Origin of the sequence: Leptolyngbya sp. Heron Island J, assembly GCF_000482245.1 — a bacterium.
GTDB lineage: Bacteria > Cyanobacteriota > Cyanobacteriia > Phormidesmidales > Phormidesmidaceae > Leptothoe.
In genome coordinates, this window is the sequence record NZ_AWNH01000002.1 from 1 (window position 1) to 10,234 (window position 10,234).

Genomic DNA, 10,234 nt, shown 5'->3' on the forward strand with positions numbered 1-10,234 from the left:
CCAACTCCAGCAGACCAGTCGCTCGTTTGAATTGCCGTGCCCCCAGTTGACCTTTGCTCAAAAGGGCTTCTAGGTCGCTGCGGTCAGTGGCGCTTAACTCAAGATGACGTTTGTTCATTTGCGAATTGATCGGGGGTGGAGACGTTAATTCAGCCTATCGAACCCATCTACGATATGGCAATAAATTTACTTTCCAGAGTAGTAAGGCTCCCGCGCTTAAATAATTCCCCCGTTACCCCATCACTCATCCACAGAAGAAAGACGGTGAAGAGAAAACATGAGCATAGCTTTCGTTCCACCGTCAGTAGTTGAGAGGAATCTAATTTACCTATTCGTTAGAATCTTTTAGATTGCAACAAGCTGTTTCTCAAGATCGCTGCTACATTCTCTCTTGCTGGCTAGTACCCGATGGCAGAAATTTGGCAGACCCATCCACCCATCCACATTGGATAGTGGGCAAACTTACGCCACAGAGTACGAGGCTATTAAATTTAGCCCGTTGCAACAGACGCTGCTACGCTTCCTCCACATTACTCCCATTGCCAGACCAATGCTCTAGAGCCGGTTGCTGAATAGCCCGAGCCTAGGAGAATGTAACTGGCCATGGACACTGATTGCCAAAGAGCTTGTTTATAGCCTTAAGCCAAGCTTCTCCAAACATACTCTTTCATTAGAGCAATAGGCTTAGGTGTGGAATTCCACACCTAAGCCTATTGCTCTAAGATTTTGCGCTTGCTACTGATCAAGAGAGCTAACGGTCGTGTTCAGCGGATGCAGATAACCTGTCAAACTCAGCGAAAAAGGCTAGCGCATTCTACTGCAACACGGTTGTTAGGCTGCGTCTCGAGATTGACTACACAATAATCCAACCTCCTAAATGTTGCAGAATGAGCGATTACTTCATTGATATTGTTGAGGGCAAACCACATAACTGTATGAATTTCTCCAGTAGACTCGTTACTACCCTTGTCTATTTATTGTTTGCTAAAATAGAGTTTTCGTACCCTGTCGCAACAACGATATAAACCGACGACTCGATCTTCTTGATCTCGCACAAATTCAAACTTATTTGTATGTATACTATCTACATTTACATGATATACAAGAAAGAGGGCTTGCCCGACAACTCTGAGATGAGATGGTGAACAGCCTTTGTTCTTACAATATAATTTATTATTTGCTGAAGTTATTTTAAATTCAGACTCTAATTCAGCAGAATAATAAGTGCCAAGATAATCTGTCAATAGATCTTTTGGAGTATCTAGCATTTTTTCAAGAGTATAGGCTTTAATACCATTGCCGGAATCTACTCGGACTATCATTCGAGTAAGATCTTCAGAAAACTCAATGTCATAGTCGATCTCATTATCAATAGATTGAAAATGATTGGTGTCAATCGGAACGAGTTGAAAATACATCCATGCTAGTTTAGCCATTAATTTTTCATCTTTTATTTCTAGCTTCCATATGCTTCCAGTTGTAGGATTGTAATAGAATCCAGTTTTGAGTTGTAGCTCCGCTATGGGCAAATTAATGGAGTTAATAGAACGCGAAATAGGTTTAATAATATCTTCGATATAATCATTCTCTAAATATATATCAGCAACTTTAAAAACTAAGTTAGTTGGGTCAATCGTACTTAGGTTAGCCAGACAGATAACAGAAAATTGGCAATTGGGAAATCGAATAAAATTACTTCGATAACCTGTCCAAGCGCCACCATGCGTAATTGTTTTTAAGCCGCCGTGACTGCTAATCTGCAACCCAAATGAACCTGTTATAACTTTGCCATTATTGAGTTTACGTGGAGTAGTGACCTCTTCAATTAAATCTTGTCCGTAATCACCTAAGCTATTGTGGTAGAAGTTTCGCTCCCAAAGTATTAAATCTTCGACCGTCGTATAAAGCTGTCCGTCTCCACAAAAATCGTGAAAAGACATATCTATCTGAAAACCACCCCCATCTTTTAGAGCATATCCAACGGCTCTATTTTCCACGATGTCCTTGAAGTTATCGTGGAAATGGGTATTTTTCATTCCTAGCGGGGCAAAAATATGTTCCTGAGCAAATACACGTAAAGATTTTCCAGAGATACGTCTCACAATTTCTGCCAGCAAAATATAGCCAGAATTGCAATATAACTGCTCGGTTCCAGGGTCGAAATTCAAGCTTTGTTGTCGAGCAATTAAGGCAATAATTTCTTCATTAGAATACTTGTTCTCAAACTTCATCCCAGCAAAGAACATTAGATTTAAATAGTCGCGCAAACCGCTGGTATGATCGATTAAATGGCGAATGGTGATTGACTGACTATATCGAGGAATTTCTGGAATATATTTTTGCAATTCATCATCTAAGTTAAGAAGCTTTTGTCTAGCTAGTAAAACGATACAAATCGCTGTAAATTGCTTGGCGTTAGAAGCGATATCAAAGACAGAATTAAGAGAAATAGGAATGTTGTATTCCAAGTTGGCCATACCATAGCCACGCTGGTAAATTATCTCCCCATTCTGAATAACAGCAACAGCACATCCAGGGGAATCAGGTTTATCCCACTGGATGAATAACTCATCGACTTTGGTAATGAACGACATTATTTTTTTACTTCTGACATATTTTCATCTGCCCAGTTTAGCCAATTCTCGACATAAACCGACAACCCTTAAACTACTACCACAACCGTAGCGTACGCAAGCACTCCATCCTCACGCCCTCATGACTATCGCTGAAGTGATCTCACCAAGCACTTCTTGGTGGATTTCATCACTGACACCGTGACGTTTTCTCATTTGTTCTAAAGCCATTCCCGTCCTATATCAAAGATAATCAAGGGTTTAAGAACGATCGCGCTCTAGATCATAAATTGCCTTTTCCCAATACCAATCCTCTGGCCTGCCAGGATGCTTCAGTTTCAGTCGTTTGACTAACCCTGCCGCAATTTTTCGGTCATCGCCCACCAACCGCAGGAGTTTCTTTTGCACGGCCCGACTGGGCGTACCCACTCCAAAATCTGGGCGAGTCATTCTCTCGACTGACATCACCTGATAAGCCCAAGTACGTTTAGCGGCCTTTTGTAGCGCTGTTTTGAATGTTTGAACAGTCTGCCGCATCTGCTCCGCCATTTCCTGGTTAGCCTGTTGGGTAAACAAAACTACGGCTTGTTGAGAATCCTCAATTGCTCCTTGCAAATCGCCAAAGTTTGCCTTCACTTCTCCTCGACTAACGTACGCCCAAACATCTAGCGGATCAATCTCCAATGCCCAATCGAGATCCTCCATTGCGCCTCGATAATTCTTCTGTTTCGCTTTTTGCACAGCTTGCCTGAGAAATTTATGGGGATCGATCAGGGGCGCAGACTGGACGGGCTCAGGGGCAGGTTGAGGCTGAACTTGCAATTCGCGGATGTGGCCCAAGCAACGGCGGCAGTTAGTAATATCACGTTGATCCAGGTAGAATTCCACAGCTTTTTTGTAGCTGGCGATTGCTTTCCGGGCGGCTCCTTGGCGTTGGCGTACCGTACCGATCAGGTTATAGGCTGCTGCATAGTCAGGCTTGAGTAGAATAGCCTGTTTGGCGTCAGCAATTGCCCGCTCCACTTGATTTGCGGACAAATGGGCTAACCCCCGAGCAAAGTGAACTTTGGCTTCATTAGACTCAAGGCGTAATGCGTTGGTGTAGTCTGCGATCGCGGCCTGGAAGTCTCCTAATTTAAAGTAGGCTAGCCCTCGTTGATAATAGGCCTCGGCTAAATCAGGCTGGTCTTGTAATATCTGATTAAAAAGTGAGATCGCACCCTTGTAGTCCTTTTCGCTAGCTTTGGCGATAGCTGTTTGATAAGATTCTGAAGTCATTCGATCATGTTAGCCAAAAGCCAAAAACATATAGCCCTTGCAGGCAACACACCGCCTATATAATAACTTTTTCATAGTTCAAACCGCTATTGTTGTCCCAAACTCTCACACCCTGTGAATTTTCTGCATACAATGCATACCAAAATTTGACGGGAGTAGGTGTCTGTGAGTCTACCATTTCCACCTCCCATATTTCACTATATCCTCCATAAGAGTCTGGCTTATTTTCTTGCCAGACGGCCTCTGACCAACGTACTGTCTTCCATTGGTCAACAGTCCAGACAGCACCTACTTGATGATTAGGGGCAACAGGTTGGACATCTAAAACGACTTTTAATTGTGTCCAAGGACAATCTGTCGGTTGCTTGTGAGCTGCCGAAGTTTCTTGAATTCGCTGAATTGTGGTCCTTTCGTAAGATTTCTCCTCAGAACTCCACCTGGGCTCGGTAAACCCGCAACCATGAGTATTGTTCTGTTCATTTTGCTCAACAGCAGTTTGGTCATAAACTGTACTATAAAGATCGCTTGCCATATCTCTACTATTCAATGAGTTCTCGTTTAAGGTTAGGTAAATATTGTGAGGAACTTATGAGTGTAGCCGCTACCGCTACAACAGCAACGGCCAGCTAGTCAGGGTGGCATTGCACGCCACCTTGACCAGCAAGCATTACTTGACTTCCCTCAGGGCAGCCTCTGCATTGACTAACCCACCACCGAAGAAGAACTGCTCTACTGACAGTGAAGCAGGCAGCTCTCCTTGCCTACGTAGCTCTTCATAAAACTGTTGTTCTTCTTCAGATACCGTTAGCCCGTCATAACTTGCAGTTGCGTTGAGGATAGAAATTAACTGTTCTCGGCTGAGAAGGTGTTCTGTATCTTCTCCTTTCATCAGGGCAAATGTGCCTGATACGATGGGAGCTGAAAAAGAAGTGCCCTGAACCCACAGATATCCCCCTCTATAATCCAAGGTGGTTCCCCACCGTTGGGTGGGCAGATCTATCCCACGCCATAAATCATCGACCCAAGTACCTCCTGTGGTCAGAATGCCCCCCACCAGAGGTGGCGTCCAAAGGTTTCCTCCGGGAGCAACAACATCTAAAGAGGGAATCCCTGGAATATCAAAACCACCAAAATTGCTATAGGGGGCTCGATTGCCCTCCAATGTGATTGCTCCGACGGCAACGACGCCAGGTAAACCGGCAGGAAATGCCACAGTTGGCATACCATCGTTACCTGCTGAAGCCACAATGATCAGGTTGGGGTGTTCCCTGAGCGCCCGGTCAATCTCCAGGGCGATGGCGGGGCTGGGAAATAGGCGACCCAAACTAAGGTTAATGATCTCAGCTCCTCGATCCGTTGCATACCTGATGGCATGGAGCAAGCTCACCGTCGTACTCTCGCCACCCAGACCTGCAACACGTACTGGTAAAAGTTTGACGTTGGGAGCCACACCGCTCAGCCCTTGCTCTTGAAATGACTGAGCTGCGATTAACCCAGCGGTCATGGTGCCATGAAACTCGCTGCTTAGTCCCAGAGCCAGGATGATGCGAAATCTCTGGACAATTTCCTGCTCTGAGCAATCTGGTTGACCTGGTGGGCAAAAGATGATGCCTTTTAACTCTTCTGGAATATCCTTAAACAGCTCTTGGAGCAGCTCTTGATCGGATAGCTGAAGCACCTTCATGATGTCTTGAAAAATAGGCTGTAACTGTTTGATTTCGTCCTGGCTGATGCGTGTATCAGGATCGCCGGGACAGGTTTGTGAGTTGTTTAAGTCAGTTGTACCAACTCCAGAAAAATCCCAACCATGCACTTCGCCAGGACATTGATCGGGGCTATCAACGACATGAAGTGTGTCTTGCAAGTCGGGATGATCCCATTGGATCAGGCTATCAATTACAGCTACTACCACCTCGCGGCTATGATTGCTTTCCTGCCAGGCTTCTTGCGCACGAATATCTGTACGAGGTGTTGATCCATTTACCTCGCGACGGGAGTGCTCGGCAGAACACTGTACCAAATCACCTAGTAACGAGTCGGATTCGAACGTTATTTGTTCTAAACATTGTGATAACGGTTGGCTGTGAAGATGCCACTCCAGTGGAATGAGACCACTGCGAGCGATGGATTGTTGTACCATTGACAAATCTGTTGGGGAAGCCATCAATTGAGCCGCATCCAAAGTCTCAAAGCGAGTTCTATACTCCCAGGTTGATGGCGGTATTTCTTGGGAAATTGATTGAATAAAGTGAGGCGTTGCGTATTCTATGTCGGATAACTGATTGAGCTGGTTGGCAACCTGCAAGACTTGTGAACCGGATACGAATCTAGGACGGACTAGGTAAAGGCTTTCTGCAAACTGCAGCTGGTGAATCACTTCTAGATTCTGTTGACTCAGGATTGTCTGAATTTGACTGGGTGAGAGGGTAGGCTCAAAACTGACTAAAATTTCGTCTGGTAAGACCAGAATTTCATCATAATTTTGGCGGGTTAATACGGGTAGTATTCGCTTGGTGTCAGGGAATTGTCTGATCTCCTGCTGAATCTCTGTGAGGGTTGCTGCTGCATCTGTTCTTAATGTCACCAGAGCATAGGTCTCGCCCAGTGGCGTGACGTCTACATAGGTCTCGCTCATTGGCGTGACGTCTATATCGCCAATGTTGTCGCTTTGTCCCCGTATCTGATTAGCTTGCAAATGTTGCTGTAGCCGCCAATAGAAGGGGCTGTCTGAACTTCCCCGCTCTTTGCTGGACTCGCTTTCAACTGCGATCGCATCCTGTCGAGACCTGAGTGGAATTTGTTGATCGAAGTAAAAATAGAAAAGTTCGCCAGATTGCTCAGATTGCTCAGAGAGTTCAGGCTGAGCCGTCACTGTTAACTGCTGGGGAGGGCGAAATCCATCTACAACCCAGATGCTAGTGGTTAAGAGCATCCAAGAGAACAACTGCTTGATCATGGTCAATACCTCCATCCATACCGCCAGTATTGTTAACTCTCCCCCAAAATTGGGAGACTGTAGAGCTGCGCTTGCAGAGTGGGCCTTGGCATCTAGAAATAATGCCGTTGCTGACTTAGGGGATGCAACGATCTGTCAAAAATGCCACATACCCACACGTTGTCGATAAAATCATCCCGAGGATCAGCAACGCCAAAACTAGTACCCGATGGCAGAAATTTGACAGCTATTTCATCCACCCATCCACCTCTGATAGTGGACAACCTTACGCCACAGAGTACTCGCTTGGATCGCCAACTTAAACCAGGTTTGTCTAAACAAATTTTATCTACCAAACAGGAGATGCTAGCGTTTTGTCCTCACCCAGTTACAAATGATCATGATCAGAAATACCTCCTGCCAGGGATGCCTTCTCCAGAGGGCTCCAGTCCCCGGAAAGAATAAAACTGGCCCAATAATATGGGTGTTGATAGTCCGTATTCCTCAGTAATGTTATTTTTGCCTGACGCAGGGCCTCCTGCCGACCTGCCCCTGTTAGTAAACGTTGGTAGTAATCCACCATCATGGCTTTTGTGGCTGAATCACTGACCTTCCACAGGCTAATGACTTGGCTTTGAGACCCAGCAATCACTAGCGCCCGCCGTAAGCCATATACCCCTTCGCCATTATGAATGTCTCCAAGCCCTGTCTCACAGGCAGATAAGACAACTAATTGGGTGCCCCCCAGATCTAAGCCAGCCACCTCCAATGCCGTTAAGACACCATCATCACGACCGCTACGGCGACGATTGAACCCTGATAAAGCTAACCCCGATCGCAATAACGGATTCTCAATTTTGAACGTTTGATACTGTGGTGGGCTGAAGAAATTCCCTGAAAACGGTTGGTGTAGTGCCAGTTCCTGGTCAGGTAAAAAGAATCCGTGACTGGCTACGTGCAAAATATAAGGCCCCTGCACCTGTTTGAGGCGAGTTTCTGTTGCCGCCATACCCAGCAGCACAGTGGCATCAGGTAGCAAGTTCTGAATGGCCTCGCTTTCAGCCTGGGTGCCTGGCAAGGGGCTGTAGTTCAAAAATGCGAGGTCACCAGAGCGGAGATGCTGGTTGTTGCTGACTGCTACGGGTGAGCTATCTATGAGGCGACTCGCATTATCATAATCAGGATTGGCTAGCACTAGGGGTGCTTGGCGATGCTGGGAAGTGGTTGACAGCCGTAGTAAGTCGCGACCCGAGGTTAAATAGCTAACAGAGTAACGATCTAGCTGATACTGTTGCTGTTCATCTACCAGCACTTCCCAGGGCAGCAGACTCAGCGTACCGTCTGGTGATAACAACAGGCTATTGGCCTCTCCTAACAAGGGGCGGATGGGTGACATCAGAGCTGCATCCAGGGTGCGAGCTAGGGGCCTGAGTTGATCGATGGAGGCTTGGATTGCGATCGCACTGCGTAAATCGGCAACGGCTGCATCAATCAGGGCAGCTTCTCCCAAATCAGCCCACTGGGGTGGCCCCACCGCCTGCAGCACATAAGCCCCATAGCGTGGACTGCCCCACCGTGCGCCTGCGCCTGCCTGGTGGCTAAAAGGAACGTAGCGGATAATCTCCACCAGCGCCGCATCTTGGGGAATCATTGCCTGGACCGTCTCTAACCCACATTCCGCCCTCTGGATTGTCACATTTGGAATAATGAGCGATGATACACGTCAACATCGTCGCAAAGGGTAGCCTCTTATCGATATCGTCGTCCAAACCGTAGACCATCTAGGCATCGTCGCGGGTATTGTCGATGAGCTGGGTGTGGTTGAGACCATCAATGAGTGTCTTGGCCAAGATCCGCATGAGCAGATCAGCGCCGGGATAGCAGTAAAAGCGATGATCTTGAATGGGTTGGGGTTTGTATCTGCCCCGTTGTATTTGTTCGAGCAGTTTTTCGAAAGCAAAGCCACCGAGCATCTGCTAGGCTCCGATGTCTTGCCTCAGTATCTGAATGATGATCGCTTAGGGCGTGTGTTAGATCGTCTCTATCAAACGGGCATCACATCTGTGTTTTTGGCCATTTGCCTGGAAGCCGTCAAGCGCTTTGACGTTAGCTGTGAGCGAGCCCACTTAGATGCCACGTCGATGAGTGTGTCTGGGGACTATGTACAATCGACTGATACGGGTTCCCTAGCCGCAACGGTGCCGATTCAAGTCTGCCATGGCTATTCGCGTGACCATCGCCCTGACTTGAAACAGTTTGTGATGAATCTGGTGTGCTGGGGAGATGGCGATATCCCAGCCTTCCTCGAACTGGCCGATGGGAATCAATCGGATAAAGCTCGCTTTGCCGGACTCCTCGGCGAGTTCCAGCAACAATGGGAGTTTGAAGGGGTCCATGTTGCCGATTCGGCGCTCTACAGTGCCGATAATGTGCAGCAATTGGGAAGCTTGCGGTGGATCTCTCGGGTACCGTTAACCCTGGCCCAAGCCAATGCCCTGATTGAAGACATCGACGACAGTGCTTTTCGTCCCAGTCAGCGCGACGGGTATCGCATCGCTGAGGTGTGTTGCACCTATGGCGATGTACAGCAACGGTGGATTGTGGTTGAATCGAGCCACCGTCAAGCCTCGGACTTGAAACAATGGGAGAAGCGGTGCGCCAAATCCACCCAACGCAAACAAACTGAGTTAGACCGTCTTAGCCATCAACCGTTTGCGTGTGAAGCGGATGCCCAGAAGGCAGTAGAGCGGTTTGAGAAGACCTTAAACTACCATCTCATCACGGACTCTAACATCGTTAAACAGGCTCACTATGGCCACCCCGGACGACCGGCCAAAACCGCCCCACCGACCTCCGTGAGCTATCACGTTCAGGCCACCTTGACACTCGACCCTGAGGCCGACGCCCTGCAACGGCGCAGAGCAGGACGATTTATCCTGGCCACCAATGTCTTGGCATCACCTGAGATCCCTCTGGAGGAGGCAGACACTGACTCAATCCACCTTTCAACCGATGAGATTCTCTCCGAATATAAGGCGCAACAGGGCACCGAGCGAGGGTTTCGGTTTCTAAAAGACCCATTATTTTTCACCTCCAGTGTCTTTCTTAAATCCCCTGAGCGCATCATGGCGTTGGGGATGATTATGGGCCTGTGTTTACTGGTCTATAATCTAGGCCAGCGACAACTTCGAAATGCTTTGAAAGTTGCCCATGAAACCCTGCCTAACCAACTTGGTAAACTGACTGAAACGCCGACGCTACGATGGGTCTTTCAATGTTTCATGGCCATTCATATGGTCAGTATTAATGGCCAACAGCAGATCGTAAATCTGACCGAAAATCACCGAAACATTCTGCGTTTCCTTGGCTCTGCTTCACAAGCCTACTACTTACTCTGTTGAGAAAACGCATTATTGTCAATGTGCCACTTAAGAGGGCGGAATGTCGG

The 10,234-nt window shown here is 47.3% G+C and carries 6 protein-coding genes; 1 reads left to right on the forward strand and 5 read right to left on the reverse strand.

Going from position 1 to position 10,234, the window contains the following annotated elements; translation table 11 throughout:
* Window positions 1–974: 974 nt before the first annotated feature.
* The 5 genes from N836_RS40085 to N836_RS40100 all read right to left on the reverse strand — a co-directional run bounded on the left by N836_RS40085 (window position 975) and on the right by N836_RS40100 (window position 8,482).
* Entirely contained in the window at window positions 975–2,594 is a 1,620-nt protein-coding gene (locus N836_RS40085) for a serine hydrolase domain-containing protein (RefSeq protein WP_023070107.1), read from the reverse strand.
* 240 nt (window positions 2,595–2,834) lie between these two features.
* A complete protein-coding gene (locus N836_RS0136670; RefSeq protein WP_023070108.1) occupies window positions 2,835–3,851 on the reverse strand; it encodes a tetratricopeptide repeat protein in 1,017 nt (338 codons plus the stop codon).
* Between the two features lie 55 nt (window positions 3,852–3,906).
* Window positions 3,907–4,383, reverse strand: coding sequence for a hypothetical protein (locus N836_RS40090; protein ID WP_023070109.1), 477 nt, complete (start codon window positions 4,381–4,383; stop codon window positions 3,907–3,909).
* A 135-nt stretch (window positions 4,384–4,518) separates the two neighbouring features.
* Complete coding sequence (locus N836_RS40095) at window positions 4,519–6,807, reverse strand: S8 family peptidase (RefSeq protein ID WP_161634905.1); 2,289 nt, start codon at window positions 6,805–6,807, stop codon at window positions 4,519–4,521.
* A gap of 367 nt (window positions 6,808–7,174) precedes the next feature.
* A complete protein-coding gene (locus tag N836_RS40100; protein ID WP_152532013.1) occupies window positions 7,175–8,482 on the reverse strand; it encodes a CHAT domain-containing protein in 1,308 nt (435 codons plus the stop codon).
* Between the two features lie 55 nt (window positions 8,483–8,537).
* On the opposite strand from N836_RS40100, the gene N836_RS40105 reads away from it, so the two are divergent.
* Window positions 8,538–10,187 carry an IS1634 family transposase gene (locus N836_RS40105; protein ID WP_031292849.1) on the forward strand — a complete coding sequence of 550 codons (1,650 nt, stop codon included), beginning with the start codon at window positions 8,538–8,540 and terminating at the stop codon, window positions 10,185–10,187.
* The last annotated feature ends 47 nt before the right edge of the window (window positions 10,188–10,234 follow it).

What these genes read in the sequence shown, in the direction of transcription:
- N836_RS40085 (WP_023070107.1), bottom strand. Translation starts at nt 2,594, where the DNA reads ATGTCGTTCATTACCAAAGTCGATGAGTTATTCATCCAGTGGGATAAA.
- N836_RS0136670 (WP_023070108.1), bottom strand. Translation starts at nt 3,851, where the DNA reads ATGACTTCAGAATCTTATCAAACAGCTATCGCCAAAGCTAGCGAAAAG.
- N836_RS40090 (WP_023070109.1), bottom strand. Translation starts at nt 4,383, where the DNA reads ATGGCAAGCGATCTTTATAGTACAGTTTATGACCAAACTGCTGTTGAG.
- N836_RS40095 (WP_161634905.1), bottom strand. Translation starts at nt 6,807, where the DNA reads ATGATCAAGCAGTTGTTCTCTTGGATGCTCTTAACCACTAGCATCTGG.